This is a genomic window from Halohasta litchfieldiae, from assembly GCF_002788215.1.
GTDB classification, from domain to species: domain Archaea; phylum Halobacteriota; class Halobacteria; order Halobacteriales; family Haloferacaceae; genus Halohasta; species Halohasta litchfieldiae.
This window is the reverse complement of sequence record NZ_CP024845.1, coordinates 1,077,280-1,097,640: the sequence shown is the minus strand read 5'-3', so window position 1 is coordinate 1,097,640 and position 20,361 is coordinate 1,077,280. Positions and strand designations below refer to the sequence as shown.

General features: G+C 60.0%; 24 protein-coding genes and 1 tRNA gene. 10 read left to right on the top strand and 15 right to left on the bottom strand.

Going from position 1 to position 20,361, the window contains the following annotated elements:
* Window positions 1-160: 160 nt before the first annotated feature.
* Both HALTADL_RS05570 and HALTADL_RS05565 read right to left on the bottom strand, forming a co-directional pair.
* Complete coding sequence (locus HALTADL_RS05570; RefSeq protein WP_089671207.1) at window positions 161-1,210, bottom strand: AbrB/MazE/SpoVT family DNA-binding domain-containing protein; 1,050 nt, start codon at window positions 1,208-1,210, stop codon at window positions 161-163.
* A 146-nt stretch (window positions 1,211-1,356) separates the two neighbouring features.
* On the bottom strand, window positions 1,357-2,922 hold the full coding sequence (locus HALTADL_RS05565) for a sodium:solute symporter family protein (protein WP_089671208.1): 1,566 nt from the start codon (window positions 2,920-2,922) through the stop codon (window positions 1,357-1,359).
* Window positions 2,923-3,378: 456 nt separating this feature from the next.
* Here HALTADL_RS05565 and HALTADL_RS17200 point away from each other — a divergent pair, with 456 nt between their 5' ends.
* Entirely contained in the window at window positions 3,379-3,591 is a 213-nt protein-coding gene (locus HALTADL_RS17200; protein WP_162551675.1) for a hypothetical protein, read from the top strand.
* 198 nt (window positions 3,592-3,789) lie between these two features.
* On the opposite strand, the gene HALTADL_RS05555 is transcribed toward HALTADL_RS17200, so the two are convergent.
* Window positions 3,790-3,863 (bottom strand) — tRNA-Ile (locus HALTADL_RS05555).
* 172 nt (window positions 3,864-4,035) lie between these two features.
* Window positions 4,036-4,611, bottom strand: coding sequence for an FxsA family protein (locus HALTADL_RS05550; RefSeq protein ID WP_089671210.1), 576 nt, complete (start codon window positions 4,609-4,611; stop codon window positions 4,036-4,038).
* 417 nt (window positions 4,612-5,028) lie between these two features.
* Between HALTADL_RS05550 and HALTADL_RS05545 the strand changes: the two genes are divergently transcribed.
* Both HALTADL_RS05545 and HALTADL_RS05540 read left to right on the top strand, forming a co-directional pair.
* The gene (locus HALTADL_RS05545) at window positions 5,029-6,669 is read left to right on the top strand and encodes a DUF255 domain-containing protein (RefSeq protein WP_089671211.1); all 1,641 of its coding nucleotides are present in this window, start codon (window positions 5,029-5,031) and stop codon (window positions 6,667-6,669) included.
* Window positions 6,670-6,711: 42 nt separating this feature from the next.
* Window positions 6,712-7,515, top strand: a complete 804-nt coding sequence (locus tag HALTADL_RS05540) for a TrmB family transcriptional regulator (protein ID WP_089671212.1) — start codon at window positions 6,712-6,714, stop codon at window positions 7,513-7,515.
* Between the two features lie 24 nt (window positions 7,516-7,539).
* Here HALTADL_RS05540 and mptA read toward each other — a convergent pair whose 3' ends face one another.
* The 3 genes from mptA to HALTADL_RS05525 all read right to left on the bottom strand — a co-directional run bounded on the left by mptA (window position 7,540) and on the right by HALTADL_RS05525 (window position 10,291).
* Window positions 7,540-8,472: a GTP cyclohydrolase MptA gene (gene mptA, locus HALTADL_RS05535; RefSeq protein ID WP_089671213.1), complete on the bottom strand. Its 933-nt coding sequence runs from the start codon at window positions 8,470-8,472 to the stop codon at window positions 7,540-7,542.
* A 112-nt stretch (window positions 8,473-8,584) separates the two neighbouring features.
* Window positions 8,585-9,004 (bottom strand): DUF7124 domain-containing protein, encoded by a 420-nt coding sequence (locus tag HALTADL_RS05530; protein WP_089671214.1) that lies wholly within the window; start codon window positions 9,002-9,004, stop codon window positions 8,585-8,587.
* Between the two features lie 48 nt (window positions 9,005-9,052).
* Window positions 9,053-10,291 (bottom strand): NAD(P)/FAD-dependent oxidoreductase, encoded by a 1,239-nt coding sequence (locus tag HALTADL_RS05525; protein WP_089671298.1) that lies wholly within the window; start codon window positions 10,289-10,291, stop codon window positions 9,053-9,055.
* Window positions 10,292-10,464: 173 nt separating this feature from the next.
* Here HALTADL_RS05525 and HALTADL_RS05520 point away from each other — a divergent pair, with 173 nt between their 5' ends.
* The 6 genes from HALTADL_RS05520 to HALTADL_RS05495 all read left to right on the top strand — a co-directional run bounded on the left by HALTADL_RS05520 (window position 10,465) and on the right by HALTADL_RS05495 (window position 14,767).
* Window positions 10,465-11,064, top strand: a complete 600-nt coding sequence (locus tag HALTADL_RS05520) for a DUF6149 family protein (RefSeq protein ID WP_089671215.1) — start codon at window positions 10,465-10,467, stop codon at window positions 11,062-11,064.
* Window positions 11,065-11,260: 196 nt separating this feature from the next.
* The gene (locus HALTADL_RS05515; protein WP_162551674.1) at window positions 11,261-12,787 is read left to right on the top strand and encodes a sensor histidine kinase; all 1,527 of its coding nucleotides are present in this window, start codon (window positions 11,261-11,263) and stop codon (window positions 12,785-12,787) included.
* A gap of 24 nt (window positions 12,788-12,811) precedes the next feature.
* Window positions 12,812-13,342: a DUF5815 family protein gene (locus HALTADL_RS05510; protein WP_089671217.1), complete on the top strand. Its 531-nt coding sequence runs from the start codon at window positions 12,812-12,814 to the stop codon at window positions 13,340-13,342.
* A 145-nt stretch (window positions 13,343-13,487) separates the two neighbouring features.
* A complete protein-coding gene (locus HALTADL_RS05505) occupies window positions 13,488-13,703 on the top strand; it encodes a hypothetical protein (protein ID WP_089671218.1) in 216 nt (71 codons plus the stop codon).
* Between the two features lie 188 nt (window positions 13,704-13,891).
* Entirely contained in the window at window positions 13,892-14,440 is a 549-nt protein-coding gene (locus HALTADL_RS05500; RefSeq protein WP_089671219.1) for a GMP synthase subunit A, read from the top strand.
* A gap of 141 nt (window positions 14,441-14,581) precedes the next feature.
* The gene (locus HALTADL_RS05495; RefSeq protein WP_089671220.1) at window positions 14,582-14,767 is read left to right on the top strand and encodes a hypothetical protein; all 186 of its coding nucleotides are present in this window, start codon (window positions 14,582-14,584) and stop codon (window positions 14,765-14,767) included.
* A gap of 121 nt (window positions 14,768-14,888) precedes the next feature.
* On the opposite strand, the gene HALTADL_RS05490 is transcribed toward HALTADL_RS05495, so the two are convergent.
* The 7 genes from HALTADL_RS05490 to HALTADL_RS05460 form a co-directional block, all read right to left on the bottom strand.
* Complete coding sequence (locus tag HALTADL_RS05490; protein ID WP_089671221.1) at window positions 14,889-15,131, bottom strand: DUF3194 domain-containing protein; 243 nt, start codon at window positions 15,129-15,131, stop codon at window positions 14,889-14,891.
* Window positions 15,132-15,521: a prefoldin subunit beta gene (locus HALTADL_RS05485; RefSeq protein ID WP_089671222.1), complete on the bottom strand. Its 390-nt coding sequence runs from the start codon at window positions 15,519-15,521 to the stop codon at window positions 15,132-15,134.
* Between the two features lie 95 nt (window positions 15,522-15,616).
* Window positions 15,617-15,883, bottom strand: coding sequence for a KEOPS complex subunit Pcc1 (locus HALTADL_RS05480; RefSeq protein ID WP_089671223.1), 267 nt, complete (start codon window positions 15,881-15,883; stop codon window positions 15,617-15,619).
* A gap of 4 nt (window positions 15,884-15,887) precedes the next feature.
* The gene (locus HALTADL_RS05475) at window positions 15,888-16,022 is read right to left on the bottom strand and encodes a DNA-directed RNA polymerase subunit P (RefSeq protein ID WP_089671224.1); all 135 of its coding nucleotides are present in this window, start codon (window positions 16,020-16,022) and stop codon (window positions 15,888-15,890) included.
* Window positions 16,023-16,030: 8 nt separating this feature from the next.
* Window positions 16,031-16,297, bottom strand: a complete 267-nt coding sequence (locus HALTADL_RS05470; RefSeq protein WP_089671225.1) for an eL43 family ribosomal protein — start codon at window positions 16,295-16,297, stop codon at window positions 16,031-16,033.
* A 100-nt stretch (window positions 16,298-16,397) separates the two neighbouring features.
* On the bottom strand, window positions 16,398-17,129 hold the full coding sequence (locus HALTADL_RS05465) for a DUF2103 domain-containing protein (RefSeq protein ID WP_089671226.1): 732 nt from the start codon (window positions 17,127-17,129) through the stop codon (window positions 16,398-16,400).
* Window positions 17,130-17,235: 106 nt separating this feature from the next.
* Complete coding sequence (locus tag HALTADL_RS05460) at window positions 17,236-18,207, bottom strand: aldo/keto reductase (protein WP_089671227.1); 972 nt, start codon at window positions 18,205-18,207, stop codon at window positions 17,236-17,238.
* A 108-nt stretch (window positions 18,208-18,315) separates the two neighbouring features.
* Here HALTADL_RS05460 and ndk point away from each other — a divergent pair, with 108 nt between their 5' ends.
* Window positions 18,316-18,771 carry a nucleoside-diphosphate kinase gene (gene ndk / locus HALTADL_RS05455; protein ID WP_089671228.1) on the top strand — a complete coding sequence of 152 codons (456 nt, stop codon included), beginning with the start codon at window positions 18,316-18,318 and terminating at the stop codon, window positions 18,769-18,771.
* 15 nt (window positions 18,772-18,786) lie between these two features.
* Here ndk and truD read toward each other — a convergent pair whose 3' ends face one another.
* Window positions 18,787-20,157 carry a tRNA pseudouridine(13) synthase TruD gene (gene truD, locus HALTADL_RS05450; protein WP_089671229.1) on the bottom strand — a complete coding sequence of 457 codons (1,371 nt, stop codon included), beginning with the start codon at window positions 20,155-20,157 and terminating at the stop codon, window positions 18,787-18,789.
* Between the last annotated feature and the right edge of the window lie 204 nt (window positions 20,158-20,361).

Sequence of the window (20,361 nt, the reverse complement as noted above, 5' to 3'; positions counted from 1 at the left end):
GTTTGTTTATCCGCTTTTAGCGCGTTTTTGAGTATGTTCGAGCTCTTTTGCGCTTATTTAATCAAAATACGAAGAACATACTAAAGGCTTTCTTGGGGGTGGTTCAAGTCCTACCGAGGAGTGAGTGTACGTTCGAGCAGTACCAGTATCCTAAAACACCTTAATGATGATTGTGGGTGACAACATCGGGACTCTCTCGAAACGCGAGATGGGTCGCCACATCGAGGGTGTCGCGAGCGTGGCATGCGCTTCGCTCGAAAAGGAAGTGAATTCGACAGAGCGAAACAAGTGGTTCGGGGCGTTCGTTCTGGAGGCGGTCTGTGACTGTCGAAGAGCGTTCATCGAACTGTGCGAGGCTCTCTCGGGCAGCAATTACTTGCTCATAATCCGGCTCAATCACCGCCTCACGGACCGTTTCGGCCGCTGTATCGAGTGCTTCGTGGACCAACTCGATGTCGTCTCTCACCGCCGGTTCGAGTGGCTCAGTTACTTGCTCGGCAGCGATCGTCGCAATATCATCGGCGATGCCGGCCATCAGCGAAATGTCTTGGGCTGCAGACCGGTAGCCGATAAGTGGGAACCCCGTCCCGACTCCTACTGACTGATTGAGCCGGGGGTTCCGATAGGTCGTAAAGACGAGCCGCAAAAACAACGAAAACAGTTTTTCGAGCTGTGGACTCCGGTTGCGTACCCGACGGGCTGCCTCAGAGTTCCCATCCAACAGGGCCTCGACAGCGCTCGACCGGATCGTGGCCTCTGTACGTCCCAACCGACCGAGGAGGGTTGGAAGGTCGAAGTCGTCGGGGTCGACCGAACAGCGAATCGTGATATGGGTCGAAGACTCTTCGACGATTCCAAGCCCCATCAGGCGGCGTTCAGCGTCGAGAATAGCCTCATAATGAGTCGGATCAAGCGTCTCTGTGGCCTCGATACGGACGAACCCACGCCCGAGAACGTACTGGGTGACGACCGCCCGCGAAAGGGCGTCGGCGCGCATTGAATCAGCAGTAATGACTGTTTCGGCGTCGTTGCGTGTCGGTTGGTCAGGGGTTATCAAAAGCGAGTTGCCGTTCTCGTCGCGTTGGACGACCAGATCGTCTCCCTTCGAGAGCTCGTGGCGACGAGCCCACTCGGCGGGTACCGTGACTGCGAGTGTCGACGAACCCAACTTCTGGGCTTTCCGGCGGATACGCAGGTCATCTCCTTTCATCGACGATACCTCGAAAGTTGAGTAACCGAAACCATATGGACAAATAACGAGACGTTCCTTGCCCGTATAAACATGTAGGTGCTGTTTCAGTATGTATGTGCGGATAAAAGAAAACAATACCCACAGACAAAAGAAAACAGAACTTGCTATTCGTCTTCGCTGTCGCCGCCCGCAACGATCGTCCGTCGACCGTCTCGGGTGAGCGTCCGAGCGCTGTAGGAGTCCTTTGTGGCATAGGCGACCGCAACGAAGGTTACGAGACTCACTCCTGCGGCGATGAAGGTCGGGAGCCCATCGAAGGCCGCCGTGAAGATGTTGTTCGGGATGTACAATAGGGTGTTTTCATACGCGTACGTCGTCGGGACGAGCACGAACAAAATGAGACGGGTCGCCGATCCAGCGACCATCGAGGAGAGTGCCGCAGGTGTGTTTGCCATATCCGACCAGTAGAGCCCTAACACCAACGGCACGAACGCACCAGCAAGCATAATATCGAATGCTAACACGAGCAGCATCCCGGTCGCAGAAATACGGAGCGCAAAGAAGATTCCAAGGAGTGTGATCGGCAGTGACATCAACCGAGTAACAGTAAGTAGTTTATCACTGTCACTGTTGGTGTCGAAGAGCCCTCCTTGGTCCACACCACCGTCAGTCGTTACGGAAGTGCTCTCGTCGACGCGGATGCCGCCAATGTTCCGTGCGAGAACTGAAGAGGTACCCAGTATCGCACCGTCGCTTGTCGAGAACGACGCGGCGAGAATGCCCGCGATGACGAGTGCCGCGAGCCATGGTGGGACTGCATTCTGCAACAGCGAGTAGAGAACTGCTTGATTGCCGGCTTCGACGCCTAACGACGCGAGGATCGGGTTCGCTGAGAGGGCGATAATCGAAAACGGGATCCCGATAATAAGGGTCCCCGCGGAGCCGATAAAACAGGCTTTCCGGGCAGTTTCGGGGCTGTCGGCCGCAAATACCCGCTCCATGAAGTCGATGGCAACGATATCACCTAAGCCGAGAGCAACAATGGTAGCGAGATTGATATATGCACCCTGGCTTGGATCGGTAAGCTGTCCGAGATTTGTCGGGCCCATTCCCGCAGGGATCGTGATCCCGTACTGTGATGTCACAAAGATAATGAGTGCAATCGAACCGACGAACGCGACACCAGCCTGAAGGAAATCAGTATATGCGACCGCAAACAGACCACCAGCGACGGTATACGAAAGCACGAGGGCGGCGATAATCACAACTCCGAGTTCGAAACTCGTCCCAACAAAAATCTCGAACAAGAAGCCACCAGCGACAAGGTTGCCTGCCAACAGGAACGCGTAGGCAACCGACATAATGACGCTTGCAAGTACTTCAGCAGTCCGACCGTACTTTCGGCGGTAGAAGTCGGGAAGCGTTGTGAGGTTCATTCGATTCATCGGCTTGGCAAAGAACAGCCCTGTGAGGAACAAACAGAGTGCCAGCCCAACAGGCAGTGCGGCCCCAGCCCAAAAGCCGAACGAGGAGACCAGATCCGTGTTTCCGAGCGTCGCATTCGAATCGAGCGATTGAGCCATTAGCGTCGCCGCAGCCAGCGGGAGAATCAGTCCGCGGCCTGCGACGATGTAGTTGATGCTGTCGCCTTTGATTTTCCGGGAGACGTAAAACCCGATAGCTAACATCGTAATGATAATCGCCGCGATACCATAGACGATTATACTCATTGTCTATCCCCACCTATGTGACCGATTATTAGAGCGCGTTTGTCTACTGTTTCGGTAAAGAGGCGTTCTTTCGTTTGCATATTATCGACAAAGTTTGAAAAACAGTCGGTAATGAAAAGTCCTGGCCTGTATTTGTATAATTCAATTGTGCAACGGGAATGTGCGTACGAACAGTATCTGTTCGTAGATAAATGTATATACAGTATGTACAGTATATACGTCGCCAACTGTCGACAGATGCAGTCGACTCTAAGAGCGGATTACTAGTCAGAGACGTGCAAGCCGGGTTTGGTCGGTACTCGTTTCGAAACGGATTTCATGCCAACGGAGTAGTCTGCGTTTGAACCCACGATAGCTGAGTACTGTTCGGTGGGGTGCAAAAACGACGAGTGCGAAGGGTTCCGGAATAGATCGTTTGTCGACCCGTGTGAGCCCGGAGGGAGAACTCGCGCTCGTATGCGAGTGGTAGAACACTCGCGGCGGTGGTGGCACACGGTCGTCGACAGTCGTCTCGAAGCGGCGTTTTGGGGTCGACGATTCGTTCGAAAGCCGAACGTGATGGGTCGCATACAGTCGGTTCCCACGGCGGACACATTTAAGAAAGCCACCTGCTTCCCGTGGATGATCGGCAGCGACGTGGCTGGTGATCGAACGGCGTATCTCTGGTGAGATGACAACCGCCTGTATCGGCCACGGGAACATGGTCACACATATCACGAACCGCGACGCCGATACAGTCCTTTCGGCTCACAAACGAATGAATTGCTCCGAAAAAAGCCTCTCTGAGTGTTATTGAAAGCGCGAAATTAGTTGGCTGGGGAGGCTGCGCCGTGATTTCGAACGACCGTAGGCCGCCGAATTCTGAAGTGGGCCGACACGGATTTGAACCGCGGGCCTCCCGGTTATCAGCCGAGCGCTCAACCTAACTGAGCTATCGGCCCGGAGTGGCGCATTTCCTGATAACCGCGGGTTCTGTTTAACAGTTTCCTTTTGCCACCGTTGCGTCAGTCGATTCCACGGTGCAGCATGCCAGTCGACCTGGTGCTAGCTCCCCATTCCAATTACCCAGAGCGTCGACCAACCGAACACCGCTTAAAAACAGAACTGTAGGCCTTACGAATCCGAACGCTCGTCCTCGTCGGCGCGTTCGAAGTCGACGTCGACGATATCATCCTCACTCTGATCGCGCTGGCTCTGTTGGGTTTGCTGGGTCGTGCCGCCAATATCGAAGCCGTTCCCACCGTTGCTGGCCTGCTCGGGGTCGGGGAACCCGAAGGTCCAGACCTTCCCGGTGCCGAGGCCGCCGGTCTGCTTGTCGATGTAGGGAATGACGACCCAGCGCTTGAGCGCCGCGCGGATTGGATACCGTGTGATCGGGATCGCCAACAGGAAGCCGATCAGGTCGGTGACGAGGCCGGGCGTGAGCAGGAACGCTCCGGCGGCGATCAGCAGTCCGCCGTCGAGCAGCTCATCCGTTGGTGGCGACCCGGAGGCCAGCTTGCGTTGGAACCGAGCCAGTGTGTTGCGACCCTCCGCACGGACGAGGATCATCCCAAGCAGGCCAGTCAGGACGACCAGTGCGACCGTCTGGAGCAACGTCAACAGCCCCCAGCCGACGATTGCCACGAGGACAAACGAGTCGACCAGCGGGATGAGAAGCAACAGCGCGATCAGATAGCGCGTTCGCATGCATACTCGTTGTTGGCGACCGTCTATAATCTCTTCCGTCGACTGACGCTGGTATGTGGGGGTGGTGGTGGCTACTGGAGTGGGATTGAATACGAGATCGTGGTCTATTGCAAGAGTGGAAACGTGAACGCCCAGAAAGCCCCGGCAGGCTCCAGTCGAGGGCTTCGCTGCGGTCCTCGGCCTTCGGCCTGCGGTCCTTGTGTCAGCCGTCTTCCCGGAGCCTGCCGCCCCTTTCAGTCCCGCCCGATAGCGGGTGGTCCACCTGCTGTGGGTGGGGCTTTCTGGTTGTTCACAGCCACTATTCTGTGCCCACACACGCATACAGTCGACCCCGCAAACTCAGACACACTACCCCATCCAACCACTCTCACAACCTAGTGCCGAAGGTCTTAGGCAGAGCCGCCTCCCAGCCCATATATGAACGAGTCGACCCGAGTCGAGTGGCGGTCGTGGGGGCCCGACGCCTTCGCGGAGGCCGAACAGACTGCCACCCCCATCCTGCTCTCACTCACCGCAACGTGGTGTGGCGAGTGCCACGAGATGGATGCCCGCACCTACGCCGAGCCAGCTATCGCCGCCAACATCAACGACAGTTTCGTCCCGATCCGCGTCGACGTCGACCGACACCCACGCGTCCGGGAACGCTACAACATGGGCGGCTTCCCGACCACCGCGTTTCTCACACCGCAGGGTCGCCTGCTCAGCGGCGCGACCTATCTCGGTCCCGACGGGATGCGACAGGTCGTCGACCGAATCCGTGACGTCTGGGCTGAAAAAGGATCGAGCGCAGGTCGCGTTCCCCGCGCACTTGCCGACGAACCGACCCCCGCGGGCGACCTCGATAGCCGAATCGAGGAACACATCGCCGGCCAACTTACCGAAAAGTTCGATCCACAGCACGGCGGCTGGGGGACCGACGCCAAGTTCCCCATGCCGCGAACCATCGAGTTCGCGCTCAAACGCGAACAGGGACAGGCGATCCAGACGCTCGACGCTATCGCCCAGCATCTCCACGACTCGGTCGACGGCGGCTTCTTCCGATTCGCCACCAGCCGCGACTGGTCCGACGTGCGCTACGAAAAGGTTCTCGACACCAACGCCGCACTCCTGCGGGCGTTCGCCAACGCCTACCTCTACACCGGCGACGAGGCCTACCGACAACCCGCGGCTCGCACCGTCGACTACCTGACCGACACCCTCTGGACCGGGATTGCCATCGGCGGCAGTCAGGGTCCCGGCCAAGGGGCGGCCTACTACACCCTCTCGGCCGACGAGCGAGCCGATCACGAACAGCCACGTACTGACCTCACAGTCTTCGCCAGCAGTAACGCCCAGGCCGTCGACGCGCTGCTCACCTACGCCGCCTACACCGACGACGAAACGGCCACCACGTACGCTAAGCGTATCATCGAGGCGCTCGAAGGCGAGTTGGTCGACACCGACTCCGGCGTCGTCACCCACTACCGCGCTGGCGACGAAACCGGCGAAACCCACCTCCTCGAAGACGCCGCAGCGGTTCTCAACGGCTGGACTCGCGCCCATCAGGTGCTTGGAGATAGCCGATACAGCGAGGTCGCCCAACGCGTGGCCGACGAGGCTATCGATACCCTCCAAGACGATGGTGCGTTCCGCGATGGCCCCGCTCGCGGCGAGGGCCTCTGCGACCGAGCGCTGTATCCCATCGATACCGGCGTCGAGTTCGCCGACGGGCTCCTCGATCTCGCAGTGCTCACCGACGAGCCACGCTACCGCGAGGTCGCCACCGAAGCCATCGAAGCCTTCGCCGGCGCGTGGGATCGGATCGGCGTCCAAGTCGCTGGCTACGGCAGCGTCGCCGCCCGACTCATCAATGGGGATCTGGTCGTCGACGTCGGCGGCGAGGCTGGCTCCGATCTCCATCGAGCGGCCCTCCGAATCGCCGACCACGAGACTGTCGTCGTTCCCAACGCGCCCGGCGTCGACGCTGGCACCGCTCACCTCCGGGACACCGACCAGCCGCCAGCAACCGACCCAGAGACGCTTATGAGTCAGGTCTCGGCGACTGTCGACGACGAATAAACGTCCGATACGTTTTTATCAACGGAATAGATATTTCTCTGTATGCCAAGCCTCCGCGATCTTGGTCTCTCCGAGTACGAGGCCCGGTCTTATCGGTCGCTCCTCCAGACAGGGCCGACAACGGCCAAAGAGTTGTCCCGAACGAGCGAGGTGCCGATGGGGCGGATCTACGACGTGTTGAACGGGCTCGAACAGCACAGTTTGGTTCGGAGTCAGTCGGCTGGTCGACCAAAAAAATACGTTGCCGTCGAGCCGGAGGTTGCCCTCGACCGGCTGTTGGAGGCGAAGAAGCGTGAGCTCGACGAGCAGGCCAAACAGTACGAGGAGGTCGTCGACACGCTCGTCGATGATATCGACACCGGTGAGCCGGTCGACGACCAGTTTTGGACGGCTGCCATCGGTCCGGACGAAACGCTCGAACTGCAGCTCGAACGTATCTCGGCGGCCGAAACCGAACTGATCTACGTCGCTGGCTCCCCCGCCTCGGAGATCGACCTCCAGAGCGTTAGCGACCGCGTCACCGAGACACTCGAAGCAGCCCTCAAACGCGGCGTCGACATCGATCTGTTAGTGACGCCGGAGCTGGTCTGCGACCTCCCCGACCAGAGCGCTGAGCAATACCACTCTCGACTCACACAGTACGACAATTTCGAGGTCCGGATGCTCGACTCGGTCGACGGCACGTTCACACTGATCGATGGGGTCGAGGTCTGTATCGCAGTGCCGAACCCGCTCGATCCAACCGAATCGTTTGCGATGATCAATTTAAAAGACCAACCGTTTGCCGCCGATATCCGCGAGGAGTTTACGCCGCGGTGGGAGCGGGCCGAGCCGCTGGATCTCTGAGCGTCGGCGGTCGTTGCCGACCGATCAGGCGTTGCCGTTGAGTTCGGCTCGAAGCTGGCCGAGCGTCACTTCGCGTTCGGCGTGGGCGTTGTGCTGGTGGATCGACTCGTCGTTGGACTGTTTGATGTGGACCACCGCTGAATCGTCGAGGTGGTCGAACTGCTCGACTGCCCCCTCGGCGAGGGCTCGGACACAGTCCTCGACGAACTTGGCGTCCGAGTGGGCCTCGAAGGTCATGTGGTCCTCGTCGGGCCGTTTGGCCAGATTGTAGATCCGGGCGCTCATCGAGTCCCGAGCGATGTCGATAATGTCTCTGAGGTCGACCTCGGGACTTCCCTCGCTTGTGACCGTGAGGGTGGCGTGGCCGCGCTGGGAGTGGCCCGGCTGTGGCACCCGGTCGAGGAACTCGTCGATCACGTCGCGGTCGACATCCAGATCCTGCAGTTCGTCGCGGGCACGCGATTCGGACATCCCCTGTGAGCAGGGACAGACCGTCATTCCAGTGACTTCCGCGCCGATCTCGGCGTGGGTTGCCTCTTCGGTGGCAGTAGCGCTGGCGATGATCGTCGCGGTGTTTTGGGTCTGCTTGTCGCTGGCTGGGGTTTGTTCCTTCGTAATTAGCTCGGCGGTCATCTTGACCTCGGCGGTCGAGGTGTAGTCGTGTTTCGACAGGAGTCGTTCGGCGGTCTCCCCGCAGACGTCCTCGACCCGGTAGGCTTCGGCCTCGGTGGTCTCTTCGAGGATCTCGTCGATGACCTCCATATTGCGGCTCATGTCGATTCCCTTGCGGCCACCCGGCAGGTCGACGAAGACCTCGAACTCCGCCATCAGGACGATTGGGCGCTTGTCCTTGCGGGCGAGTTTGACGAGTTTTTCGACGCCTGTGACACCGACTTGGCTAAGCCCGACGGCGACCTCGGGTCGACTGGCTTGGACGTCGGGAAGCTGATGACTCATTGCGTTCGGTAGGTGTGTGTGCTAATTAGGACTTTCGGTCGGCGAGACACCTGCGGCTATCTGTGTTCGTCTGAAACAGACAGCCCGCGATCAGGCGTCGAGTCGACCAGTGTTACGGCCAGTCGTCGCGTGTCTCGGCTTCGAAATACTCCTCGTCGCTGTCCTCGCCAGCCAACTCCCACTCGGCGGCTTCGGCAGCCTGTGCTAAGGGGAGATACTCCCAGCCGGTTTTCTCGGCGATTTCGGCGTCGGCCTCGGAGGTACCGATGAAGACGTGGCGCTCGGTGTCGAACTGCTCGGCGACGTTTTCGAGGCTCTCGTCGACACCACGCGGGCCGGAAAAGAAATCTTGGCGGACGCGGTGTTTCCGTGTGAAGTTCGTCACGACGTAGGTCGGTTTCTCGCTGACGACGCCGACGTATTTGGTCCACTGTCGGGCATCGTTGAAGACGACGTTCGGGTTCGCCAGCGACTGCAGTGCTTCGAGTTCGAACGCCAACGTCATCTCGCCGGTGTCGCTTCCTCCATCCATAGATGATCTACTTCAGGGATGCCGAAAACCGCTTCGTTTGTGGGTCGACTACTGCTCTTGGGTGGCCGCAATGTCGTCAGCCGAGAACTTCTCCTTGAGGAGGGCCTCCTTCTGGTCGCCGACAAAGGTCTCCTCACGCATGAGCTGTTTGTAGCCGCTCTGGGGGGCCAGATCCCCAATGAGGACGCCGCCGACGATCTTGCCGTCCTTGATGGCAAGTCGACGCCACTCGGTCTCGGAGTACTTTTTCGACACCGAATCCTCCCCGAGGGTCGGATGCCCGAACGAGAGGAACGGGAAGTCGAAGTGGGTAATCGAGTACGACGACACCCAGCGGAACTCGTCGGTTTCGGGGTCGATCATATTCTTCGCGGCAATCGTGCCCTGCTCTTTGGCCGATCCCCACGAGCCGTTTTGAGCGTGTTCGCCGAGAATCACGTCGTAGTATCGGGTCAGGTCACCAGCCGCGAAGATGTCCTCGGCGCTGGTTCGCATATATTTGTCGACCACAACACCGTCGTCCATCTCGATCTCGAAATTCTGGAGCAGTTCGAGATTGAAATCAAGGCCGATGGCGATGCCCACGAAGTCGGAATCGAACTCCTCGCCGTTGGGGTCGACCGTCGTCGTCACGTGACCGTCGTCGTCGGTCTCGAAGTGGTCGACGCCGCTCTGGAAGACGGGCGTCACGCCGCGTTCGCGCATCGCGTCGTGCATGATATCAGCGCCTTCCTGATCGAGTGCGTAGCGCCACCAGCTGTCGCCGCGCATGAGGTAGTTGCCGTCGACCTTTTGGGCCCCGCAGATGGCCGCCAGATCGATGCCAAGCAGCCCTGCACCGACGATAGTCGCGGTGTCGGCCTCTTCGATGTGTTCGCGGATGTTGCGGGCGTCTTGGAACGTCCAGAAGTGGTGGACGCCGTCGGCATCCGAGTTCTCAACAGGGAGCTGTGTGGGTGTGCCACCGGTGGCGATCAGGAGTTTGTCGTACTCGTAGGTCTCGCCGTCGTGGGTCGACACCGTGTGGCCGTCGGGGTCGATGTTGGTGACCAGCGTGTTGAGTTCCAGTTCGATGTCGCGGTCGTCGTACCAGCTTTCGTCGTGAATCGAAATCGGCGCTTCGGGGAGTTTGCCTTTGGCGAACTCCTTGATCAGGATGCGGTTGTAGAGGGCTTCGCCTTCATCAGTGATGACGGTCACGTCGGCCTCGGGGGCTTCCTCACGGAGTGTCTCCGCGGCGGAACTTCCCGCGATCCCATCGCCGATGATCACGTACGACTGGGTCATACACACGCGTTCGTAGTCAGGGGTAAAGTCGGTTGCTATCGCCGAAAACATTCCTCTAGGTTTCAGTCCTCCCTCGAACACCCCGTTGAGGCCCAGTGAGCCGGTGAGAGCAACCCACCGTTCCGATTCGACGTCGTGGCCTTCAAGAGAGTCGACACCCAACAGTCAGTACGATGAAAATCCGTCAAAATCTGCGTCACTGGGCCGCAAAAAAGGCGCTGACGACGCCAGTCGTCGGCGATGTGGCCATTGATAAGCTGGTCGACATGCACACCAAGATCTTCCTCGACAAGGCCGACGAGGACTCCCGTGAGGAGCGCCGGGCCCATCTCGACGGCTTCTTCGATGCGACGATGGACACCTACGTCGCCGCCCTCGAAGCCGGCCACACCGAGGCCGAGGCCCGCGAAATCACCCACATCCAGGCCAACTTCGACTTCTTCAACCACGGCTGGACCGAGATGATGGAGATCCCTGCCGCGGAGTTCGAGGAGCATTTCCGGCGCTACGAGCAGTTCTTCAAACGCTACGGCATCTCGGTCGACGACCCACTCGGCGAGTTCGCACCCCCTCAGGGTGTGCCACCCGCACCGGACACGCCCGAAAAGCGCGACCAGCCGAGCTACGAAAACGCCATTGCCGGGTTCGCAGACGACGTCTACGTCCAAGACGACACTGGCACGATCACCCCCGGTGGCCAGACCGACGAGCCAGCGGATGTCGACCCAACTGACGCTCCCGGCGTCGACGATGCTGATACAGCCGACAGCTAATCGGCTCTCGCTGGTCGATGTGACCCAGCATAGATCGTTCGCTGTACTCTTCGCGATACTGCGCACGGTTCCGTGCGTGATTTATCGGATACTACAGTTCGGTAATAGATACAATACAGCTATATGTCTAGTCGATATATCCTACGTAATTCGGGCAATGAGACTGATTTCGATTACCTGCTGGGTGCCAGACAGATTGCCAGCGCACCACGATGAGACGAGGGCACGACCGGTTCGGACCGCCACCTCTCGGAGCTATCGCTGCGTCACGGATGGCGGAACGAACCGTTCCGACCACGCCACCGATATTTCTCACAGTGCCCTCGGCCAGTCGACCGCTCTGTTCGCGGTCTGCGCCGACAATCGGCTCACGACCGTCACCGAGCCGCTGTCGGAGCTGGTCGGTAGGTCGGGGCTCTCGGGTCAGCATCTCTCGTCGCTGCTGGCGGTTCCGGACGGCGATTTCACGGCCCATCTGGACACCGCTCGTCGACGACTTCGGGAAGGGGCCTCGACCGTTCGGTCGACGGCCTGTCTACTCAGAACCCCCGACGGTCGACAGTCGGTAATAGTCGAGTTCTCGACCCATCCAGATGCGGAATCGACCGCCGAGCGGCTTGTCGGTGTTGTCCACGAGAACGTGGTCGAGATCGGTGGACAGCAGCCACAGCCGTCCGATGTGGGCCCGGATCGGTTCAGAGCGCTGTTCGAACAGCTTCCCGATCCGGTTGCCGAAGTCCAGTTCGTTGCGGATGTGCCGATTGTCACCTCGGTGAACCCGGCCTTCGAGGACACGTTCGGTCTCGACCACACCGAACTGGTCGGCGAACCGCTCAACGAGCATATTGTGCCCGAGGAGGCCACCGATGACACCGAACTCGACCGCGAGGCCGCAAACGGAGAGTGGACCTCGGCGGAGGTCATCCGCGAGGCCGTCGACGGGCCGCGACTGTTCATCTTTCGGAGTATCCCGTTTCGTCACGATGGCGAGCAACACAGCTTCGGCGTCTACACCGATGTTACCGACCGTGAGAGTCAACAGCGCTACCACGAGGTGCTCAACCGGCTGCTCAGACACAACCTCCGCAACGATCTCAACGTGATTTTGGGGCTCGCCGATCAGTTGGCGACCGAACTCGACGCCGCGAACACCGAGATGACGGCTGTCGGCGACCGACTCAAACAGCGGGCACTCGACCTCATCGAGACAACCCGCCGGGCCAGAGAGCTCGAATCGGTGATCGACCGCTCGGAGACCGACAGCTCGCCGACTGCCATCGCCGATCTCGTTGCGACGGTCGTCGACGAACTCGGCGAGACGTATCCGAACGCGACGATCACGACCACGGTCGACGGGCCTGCGGTCGCGATTGGGGGCCCCGAACTCCGTGAGGCAGTCGTCGAACTCGTCGAAAACGCGGTCGAACACACGCCGGTCGACCCGACGATCCAGCTACGGGTCGCCTGTCCTGACACCGAGACAGTCGTGATCACAGTCGCCGACGACGGCCCCGGCATTCCGGCCGACGAACTGGCAGTCGTCGACGGCTCCCAATCGATCACGCCGCTGGACCACTGCAGCGGCCTCGGGCTGTGGCTGGCCAAATGGATCGTCGAAGCCTACGGCGGCGAGCTCACCTTCGCCGGCCCCGATCCAGAACTCGGCGGGGCGGCGGTCGAACTGTGCCTTCGAGCGCCGTCCACCGAAGAACACGACACTTAACGGTCGGGCCGACCAAAGCCGGCTATGGCAGAACCACGCGTCCCGGGCGAGCCCAGCGAGGCGCTCGAACTCCCCTGTGGCGAGCAGGTCCCAATCGGCGAGTTCGACCTCGGCATGCGGGAGTTCGACTGCGACTGTGGGTCGACCCACGGCGTCGTGATGGACGTCCATCCACCCGACCGGTTTCTCCCGGAGTTTCTCGTCGAAGTCCTCCAAGAGGCAATCGAGACCACCAGCGCCGAGATGCCGGAGTTCGGCACGCCCCACCTGCTGGGCATCGTCCTCGAAGAGTTCCCCGACCAAGTGGCCTCTCACGACGCCACCGAGGACCAAGACGTCGGCTTTGCGATGCTGTGGGTGACTGATTTCGATTCGCAAAAGCTCCACGAACTCATCGTCGAACTCGTGATTGAACTGATGGAACACGCCGTCAGTCACGCCGAAGACACCACCGCCCTCACCGAGTTCGAACAGCAGATGCACGAGTTCGACGTGGCCGAATTCGTCGACCAGTACCGCTCCCAACGCGACCTCAGCGAACACGACGTCTACTAACGTCGGATTTTTACGGGATATATATGCCAACAATCAGTTCCGCGTCGTCCGATTTTACTGCCTTGAGGCCGTCTCTGTAGGATATTTGGACTGTCTGACAGAGGTCACACATACACATAAACCGGACGACGCACAAACAAATTGTATGCGCACCACACACAGTGATCTCGACCGATTACAGGGTGTGCTTGCTGCTGCCGAGGAGCCGCTGACCGCCCGCGAGATTTTGGCCGCACTCGAAGCCGAGAGTGAGACGGCCTTCGAGAGCCCACACCAGATCGCGACCGTCCTCGGTCGGTGGGCAGACCGCGGTGACATCACCGTCTACCGGCGACAGCCCTACGAGTACTACCTCGATTGAGCCGTCGACCGTTTTTCCAACGTCTCTGCGTCAAGTTGTCCCGCGACATCCATAGGGAGACGGCTGTTGTGTATCATCACAACCAGAGCAGTTCGGTATCACTGTCCGATTGGGAGGGTCGTTGCACGAACGCGCATAGTTCGGTCCCGATCCGGTTTGCTTTTGAGCCTGACCGTCCAACACCGCTCATGACTCGCATTGTCGTTATCGACAACCATGGGCAGTTTACGCATCTGGAGCACCGTGCGCTCCGGGATCTCGGCGTCGACACCGAGCTGATCGACAACGATGTCGACCCCAGCGAGGTCGACGCAGACGGGATCGTCCTTTCCGGTGGCCCGGATATGGATCGCGCCGGTCGCTCGGCGGAGTATCTCGACGGCGACGTCCCCGTTCTCGGCATCTGTCTCGGGATGCAACTCATCGCCGAAGAACTCGGCGGTACCACCGGCTCCGGCGAATACGGCGGCTACGCCGACGTCACCGTGGAGATCCTCGACGACGACGACCCACTGATCGGCTCGCTGGCTCCCGAAACCCGCGTCTGGGCCAGCCACGCCGACGAGGTCAAAACGCTTCCTGATGGCTTTACGCATACTGGGACCTCAGACGTCTGTGGTGTTGAGGCAATGAGCGACACCGACCGCGATCTGTACGGTGTCCAGTGGCATCCCGAGGTTATTCACACCGAACAGGGCGAAGAGGTCTTCGAGAACTTCGTCGACATCTGCGAGTAGTCGACGCGATTGCGGTCTCTCCGTTCTCGGCTGGTTCAGTACGACTCGTTTTACCGAGCGCTAGTCGTTTCGGCGTACATACAGCAACCCGCCCGGTGTTATATCAAAACAAGAAAGTGTTTCAAACGTACAGTTCTTGGTATGTCCGTAACAGACGACCGGATCAAAGATATTCTCCTGATGGCGTTTGCCATTCAGTTGTCTATTGTTGGGACGGCATCACCCGATGGCTCGTTACAGCCATTGTTTTTCATCGGCATACTACTCAGCGTGTTCGTGATTCTCAGGGAAGCCACCCGACACGTAGCCGAGTCAGCGACTCGATAGTAGCCGATCTCATTATCCGGCTGATCTCTGTCTTCGACACACGATCCGGTAGAGAAACAGCTCAACGGGTTCAGCACTGCCGCTCACGAATGTAAAAACGACCTCAGCGGCAAGGTGCCGCTCAGGCAAACAGTTCGTCGACGGCTTCCTCGGCTGCCTCGATGGCTTCGTGGGCCACGTCGTCGGGGTCAGCGTCGGTGTCGTCGACGGTATTCAAGTAGACGTCGACATCGAGAATCCCGTCATCGAATCCGACGGTGATGTCGAGGTCTTTGACTGCACTGTTCGCAAATCGGGCAAAGACGAGACCTTCAGCGGCCTCGGCGGCCGTCTGAACGACGGTCTCGTCAGTCGGCTCCGACATTTAGGCGCCTGCGCCGCCGGGGCCCTGCGGACCACCGGGGCCGCCTGCACCGCTGAGCATCTCCTGAAGCTCTTCCTGAAGGTCCTCGAAGCGTTCTTGGACGCGGGTTTCCTGTTTGGTGAGCTGCTCGACGCGGACTTCGAGGCTCTCCTGTTTCTCTTCGAGGTCCTCGGCGGCCTCGTCGTAGTCGGTCTGGATCAGCAGTTCGCCGACCTCGCGGTACATAACCGAGTCATCGTCGACGCCTTCGAGGGCTTCGAGGGCGGTCTCGGTGTCGTTGAGCTGGGTCTCGGTCTGCTGTTTCTGTTCGGCGACGTTCTGTGCTGTCTCTTGAAGATCCTGGAGCGTTTCGAGCTTCTCCTGGGCTTCTGGCGGCAGATTACCCTGCATACCTTCCGAGTTGGTCGCCACACCCAAAAACCCCCGCAATTCCGATGGCCACCTGTATCGAACGCCTCACAATTCAACACGGCTGATTACGGTGGTTACGAGTGCCGTGTCGACTCACAGCCAGCCACCTGTTCGGCCACCGAGAGATACCGAAGCCAGCTGTTGAGCCCCGCCCGAAGCGCGACCAGATCGTCGGCCGCAATGTCGACCTCGACCCGCGTATTGGTTCGGCTCACACCAGCCGTCGACCGGTCGGCGTCGAGTTGGTCGACTTCGACGCGGACGCTCCGCTCGATGAGTCGTGCGGCCGCGGCGGTCGGATACTCGAAGCAAAGAGCTGCAGTATGAACGTGCGGGGACACCGGGTTACTCGACGGGGACTTCTTTGATGCCGCCGCCGCGTTCCTTCAGCAGGACGCGGTGACCGCAGTACGGACAGCGAACGCCGCCGTACTCGTCGAGCGTCACGTCTCGTTTACAGCGGGAACATTTGTAGCTCATCGGGTGTGTTATTCGTCTTCGGAGAGTGCCGCGCGGATCGACCGTCGGACCTGTCGTCCACCGGGCGTCTCTGGCTTGTAAGCCCCGCCAGCGAACTTCTCGCCGGTCTCTTCGTTGACCCAGATGCCGGTGCCGACGCGTTTGACGCTGTCGCCGTCGACCTCGGCGTTCTGCATTCCCGCTTCGATCTCTTTGACCCGCTTGCGTGAGACGCGTCCGTACCGTGCGCCAAATCGGCCAGCGCTGCCGGTAGATCGTGCCTTGTTTTCGGCCATAGTAGCAGGTGCTACTGCCAGTATAGGTAAAAAGCTGTTGTGTCGAGCCTACTGTGTGAGCCGCTTTCAGGATGCGGTTTCGGCTCTCAGTCGACAGCGCCTACTGCAGATCTTCCTCGGCCAGCGCCTCGTTGAGATCTGTCCGTACTCGCTCGCCGGTTTCGAGATCCATCGCGGTCGTCACCAGTCGGTTTTCCTGAACGCTTGAGCCATCCCGCAACAGCATTCGCACGTTGCCGTTGGTATCTGCCCGTGTAATCTTCGCCCGGAGTCCCTTCTGGGAGCCGATTCCCCCGGCATCAATCGGGCCGGGAATGATTTTCTTGATGTGTGGATGGTCCGCAACCACGCTGATCGCTTTTCGTCCTTGCCGGTCGCCAATAATGGTCGAGTGGCTGCCGCCGATTTTCTCGCGTGGCGGGATGTCGACGACTTCGAGGGCTCGATTCCCCCGCCGATCAATAACTGCCTGCACGGAGTTGTCCTCTGGAACGCGATAAAACTCGTAATGGAGCTGTTTGCGCGTCTCTCGAAGGGGTTCGCGCTCACCGGCCGCAAACACGGTTTCGGGGCGCTTGCGCTGGATCTCGTCGGCGACCCGTCCCGCGAAGTTGCGGAGTTCCATCACGGCGTTTCGGTCGTGGTGGTCATCGTCCGGTTCGGGAACGGTTGTGATCGTGGTCTCGCCGAGGATGTCCTCGTCGTCGAGCATGGTGAGGGTGGCCGCCTCGCGGTCGAACTCGACGACGACCCCGTCGCAGTTGGCAGTGTGACAGACCAGACAGTAGTCGCCCGGTCGGTCGAGGTCCGCGTGGCACTGCCCACAGTGCATAGCGGAACATGAGGGCCAGCGATTAAAACGTCATCCGTTCGGTACGGTCCCAGTCGACTCGTTGTCTCAGTTCCAGAGAGCCACGCTGAGCGCCCCGCATGCCTTCTCACTCGTGACCGCTGATCCGAACCGGCTCGTACGGTTCTTCGAGATACGACAGTTCGTTGTCGGACAAGTCGATAGAGAGCGCTTCGACGGCGTCTTCGAGGTGGTCGACGCTTGAGGTGCCGACAATCGGTGCGGTGACTGTCTCCTTGTGGAGATGCCACGCCAGCGCGATCTGGGCCATCGACCGGTCCTTTTCGGCTGCGAGTTCTTGGACGCGTTCGTTGATCGTCTCACCGCCACCCTCGCGGTAGGGTCGACCAAGCGACGTTTCGTGTTCGCCCCGATCGGTGGCATCGTCCTGCTCGTAGGGGCGGGCGAGATAGCCCGCCGCGACCGGACTCCACGGAATGACGCCGATTCCCTCCTTCTGGCAGAGCGGCAGCATCTCGCGTTCCTCCTCGCGGTAGGCCAGGTTGTAGAGGTTCTGCATTGTTTCGAACCGTTCGAGACCGAGTCGCTCGCTTGTCTGTAGCGCCTCGGCGAACTGATGTGCCCACATCGATGAGGCTCCGATATGTCGGACCTTACCGCGCCGAACGGCGTCGTCGAGCGCGCGAAGCGTCTGTTCGATTGGGGTGTCGTAATCCCAGCGGTGGATCTGATAGAGGTCGACGGTATCCATCCCCAGTCGTTCGAGAGAGTTGTCCAGCTCCTGTTCGATGGTCTTGCGCGAGAGACCCGCCGACTGTGGGTTGTCGCCCATTTCGAACCGTACTTTCGTCCCCACAGTAAACCGGTCGCGGTCGTACTCGCTGAGGACATCCCCAAGAATCTCCTCACTTTCGCCCTGCGAGTAGATGTTGGCAGTGTCGAAAAACGTGATTCCGAGTTCGATGGCCCGCTCGATGAGTTCGCGGCCGCCCTCCTCGTCAAGCATCCACTCGTCGCGGTTCTGCTTGCCGAAGCTCATACAGCCCAGACAGAGTCGACTGACCTCGATGCCCGTTGTGCCCAGTGTGGTATACTCCATACGATATCGTCAGCAAGCAGTGTGAAATACTCGGTGGTGACTATGTTTCAACTGACTGTCGTTCGTTTCGTCAAAAAACCATAGATGGATGCCCACACACCACATACTATGTCGCACTCCGAACGCACACTCGTTTTAGTCAAGCCCGACGGCGTCCAGCGACAGCTGGTCGGTCAGATTCTCGCACGGTTGGAAGCGGCGAACCTCTCGATCACCGCCCTCGAACTCCGCTATCCCGAACAGCGCCACGTCGAACAACATTATCAGGAACATCAGGACAAGCCGTTCTTTGGGCCGCTCGTGGAGTACCTCACTGACAGCCCAGTCATCGCCGCGGTGCTTGCGGGTGAGGATGCAATACACACGACCCGGCGGATCATCGGCGACACCGACCCAGCCAACGCCGACTCGGAAACGATCCGCGGCGAACTCGGCGTCGACTCGATGGACCAGGCCGACGACGAGGGGCGGGCGTTACGAAACCTCATCCACGCCAGCGCGGACCCCGAGGACGCTGGCCGAGAAATTCCACTCTGGTTTCCGGACCACGAGCCTGCCGAGTAGCTTCCGTGACCGTCGCTACAGGTCCAGCGGCCCGCGTTTTAAATACTCCCGCATGAGGGCGGTCGCATACGACCCGCTCGGCAGCGCGAACTCGAAGGTCAGTTCGTCAGGGTCGACGTCCAGATCGGTCCGAACCAAGATTGCCCGCCGCGTCCCGGTCGACTCGAAACTCCCCGGTAAATCAAAGTCAGCCGGATCGAGATCCAACTCGTCGAGAATCTCGCGTTCGATCTCGCCGGGTTCACCCTCGGCTAACTCCGTCTCAGTGCCGATTAGGGGGGCCGTAACGAAGGCCCGCCCGCGCGAACAGTGTCGTTCCATCACGTCGACGCGCTTGCCCGAGACGTTCTGCAGTCGGTCGGTGTCGGGGGCATAGAGTCCATCGGGAGCTTCGCGGTCGACGAAACAACAGACGTCGCCCTCGACTGGTCGGTCAAACGGAATCCCCCGACGGAGTCGCTCCGAGAGGATTTGGTTGAAGAGATACGACTGGGCCGCATTGACGAACAGTCGCTGGAGGTTCCAGGGGACGGCTTCGAGTGCGTTGCGGAAGTCCGCGGGCGTTTCGGCTCCGTCTTCGATCAGGCGATGGAGCATGGATCGCTCGTAGCCGAGATAGCCCGGAATTTGGTCGAGGCAGGCCTGCCAGTCAGGATCATCGGAAGCGGCCTCGTCCGCGACGAACTGCCGAGCGCTCTGTGTCCCTTCGCGTTCGGTCTCAAAGGGGTTGGCGACGTACGACAGCACGGCCTCGCGCCACTCGCGGCGGACGATGTTGAGTCCGACTTCGTGGGTAACTGGTCGCTGACTGCCGAACCGCTGTTGACCGAACCAGTTCGGGACGCCAGCGGTCCCTTCGGTGCCGCCACTATCGAGACTGTCGACGAACTCCCGGAGCGCGGCGGTCGTTTCTTTGGTTCGTTCGGGGGCATCGGAGTCGGCATCGCGGACCCGGATCACGAATCGGTTGCCGTGGAGATCGCCAAACGAGATCGAGCGCCCGGTTCGGCCCAAGACTTCGATCTCCGCGCCATTGACATCCAGCGCGTCGACAGCTTCGGGGTCGACGTCCCGAATCGAAAACAGCTGTGTGGTGACGGCGTGTTTGTCCTTGGTCCCGGCCCACGCGACGCGCTCGCGGCTGATCCCCATCGCATCGGAGATCCGGCCCGCGAAATCGTTGGTGTCCCACTTTCGAAGCGTGGCTCGCAGGAGGATTTCGGGGTACGCACCGGGATCGGCGTCGACTGGTTCGGGATCGAAATTCTCGATTTCTGTGACCTGAAAGTCATCGGGCTCGGTGCGAAGTTGGCCACCGATGCCGTCGGCGTCGCTCACGTAGTAGTCAATGCCGACTGCCTGTTCGATGGGGTGGGACTCACGCACAGCGGCTCACCTCGTCTGGGTGGCCGACTGGTCGACCGAGAGATGGATACATACCTCCGAGTTGCGGCCCACGTACATCGGCCTGTCCCTTCGCCGCAGTCACGCTGGGACCGGCTGGACTGGTCGACCTGCAGTGTCTCTCAAATCGGTCGACAATCGGCCAAACCGGACGGAACCAAGACGTATGTGCTGGAGTCACGTACT

Excerpts from the sequence above, each read along its gene's own strand:
- HALTADL_RS05550 (WP_089671210.1), bottom strand. The coding sequence starts at position 4,611 with ATGCGAACGCGCTATCTGATCGCGCTGTTGCTTCTCATCCCGCTGGTC.
- HALTADL_RS05475 (WP_089671224.1), bottom strand. The coding sequence starts at position 16,022 with ATGAGCTACAAATGTTCCCGCTGTAAACGAGACGTGACGCTCGACGAG.
- HALTADL_RS05485 (WP_089671222.1), bottom strand. The coding sequence starts at position 15,521 with ATGCAGGGTAATCTGCCGCCAGAAGCCCAGGAGAAGCTCGAAACGCTC.
- HALTADL_RS05470 (WP_089671225.1), bottom strand. The coding sequence starts at position 16,297 with ATGGCCGAAAACAAGGCACGATCTACCGGCAGCGCTGGCCGATTTGGC.
- ndk (WP_089671228.1), top strand. The coding sequence starts at position 18,316 with ATGTCGCACTCCGAACGCACACTCGTTTTAGTCAAGCCCGACGGCGTC.
- HALTADL_RS05565 (WP_089671208.1), bottom strand. The coding sequence starts at position 2,922 with ATGAGTATAATCGTCTATGGTATCGCGGCGATTATCATTACGATGTTA.
- HALTADL_RS05570 (WP_089671207.1), bottom strand. The coding sequence starts at position 1,210 with ATGAAAGGAGATGACCTGCGTATCCGCCGGAAAGCCCAGAAGTTGGGT.
- HALTADL_RS05495 (WP_089671220.1), top strand. The coding sequence starts at position 14,582 with ATGTCCGTAACAGACGACCGGATCAAAGATATTCTCCTGATGGCGTTT.
- HALTADL_RS05525 (WP_089671298.1), bottom strand. The coding sequence starts at position 10,291 with ATGACCCAGTCGTACGTGATCATCGGCGATGGGATCGCGGGAAGTTCC.
- HALTADL_RS17200 (WP_162551675.1), top strand. The coding sequence starts at position 3,379 with ATGCGAGTGGTAGAACACTCGCGGCGGTGGTGGCACACGGTCGTCGAC.
- HALTADL_RS05490 (WP_089671221.1), bottom strand. The coding sequence starts at position 15,131 with ATGTCGGAGCCGACTGACGAGACCGTCGTTCAGACGGCCGCCGAGGCC.
- HALTADL_RS05460 (WP_089671227.1), bottom strand. The coding sequence starts at position 18,207 with ATGGAGTATACCACACTGGGCACAACGGGCATCGAGGTCAGTCGACTC.
- HALTADL_RS05505 (WP_089671218.1), top strand. The coding sequence starts at position 13,488 with ATGCGCACCACACACAGTGATCTCGACCGATTACAGGGTGTGCTTGCT.
- HALTADL_RS05520 (WP_089671215.1), top strand. The coding sequence starts at position 10,465 with ATGAAAATCCGTCAAAATCTGCGTCACTGGGCCGCAAAAAAGGCGCTG.
- HALTADL_RS05465 (WP_089671226.1), bottom strand. The coding sequence starts at position 17,129 with ATGCACTGTGGGCAGTGCCACGCGGACCTCGACCGACCGGGCGACTAC.
- HALTADL_RS05510 (WP_089671217.1), top strand. The coding sequence starts at position 12,812 with ATGGCAGAACCACGCGTCCCGGGCGAGCCCAGCGAGGCGCTCGAACTC.
- HALTADL_RS05540 (WP_089671212.1), top strand. The coding sequence starts at position 6,712 with ATGCCAAGCCTCCGCGATCTTGGTCTCTCCGAGTACGAGGCCCGGTCT.
- mptA (WP_089671213.1), bottom strand. The coding sequence starts at position 8,472 with ATGAGTCATCAGCTTCCCGACGTCCAAGCCAGTCGACCCGAGGTCGCC.
- HALTADL_RS05530 (WP_089671214.1), bottom strand. The coding sequence starts at position 9,004 with ATGGATGGAGGAAGCGACACCGGCGAGATGACGTTGGCGTTCGAACTC.
- HALTADL_RS05500 (WP_089671219.1), top strand. The coding sequence starts at position 13,892 with ATGACTCGCATTGTCGTTATCGACAACCATGGGCAGTTTACGCATCTG.
- HALTADL_RS05545 (WP_089671211.1), top strand. The coding sequence starts at position 5,029 with ATGAACGAGTCGACCCGAGTCGAGTGGCGGTCGTGGGGGCCCGACGCC.